This is a genomic window from Pseudomonas sp. 5P_5.1_Bac1 (genome assembly GCF_025466015.1).
GTDB lineage: Bacteria > Pseudomonadota > Gammaproteobacteria > Pseudomonadales > Pseudomonadaceae > Aquipseudomonas.
On record NZ_JANLNX010000021.1, the window covers coordinates 1 to 598 of the forward strand.

1 protein-coding gene is annotated in these 598 nt (G+C 59.0%); it reads right to left on the bottom strand.

The genetic code is table 11. The features are described from left to right. A partial coding sequence (locus NTD82_RS04365) for a VCBS domain-containing protein (protein ID WP_262127885.1) occupies nucleotides 1-598 on the bottom strand: 598 nt, incomplete at both ends.

Below are 598 nucleotides of genomic sequence, written 5' to 3' on the forward strand. Positions count from 1 at the left end.
ATCGAGGCTTCCGCTGGAGGTGCTGCCATCGGTGTCCGTCGCGGTGACCGTGAAGCTCTCGGTCAGGTTGTTGATGCCGCCAGCGTTTGGATGGGCTTCGTTATCCAGCAAGGTGTAGCTGTAGGTCACCACGCCGGTACTTGCGTTGTACCCCGTGACGGTCAGCGTGTTGCCCAGCGGAGTCGTGGCAGTTTGTGGGAAACCGGAGGCTACTCCGCCAGAAACAACGTTGATGCCGCCCACACTCAGGGTTTGTAGACCGTCCGGAGCGGTGACGGTAAAGGTACCGGTTTGGGTCAGTGCCGGCGTGTTCGGGTTGCTGCCGTCGCTGAGGTTTTTCTCGTAGACCGTCAGTTCACCACCCGCAGCATCGAGGCCGTTGAGGGTGACTGAGTCGTTCAGGTTCTTGATATCCAGGACCAGATTGGCAGTGCTGGTGTCGCCATCGGCATCAGTCAGGGTGTAGGCAAACGTCTCAGTGCCAGTACCACCACCATGCAAATTGAAGAAGTCCGGATCGCCAGGATTCAGCGTGTAGGTGTAAGACCCATCCGCCGCCAGAACCAACGTGCCGTAGGTTCCAGTGAAGGTGCCCGCA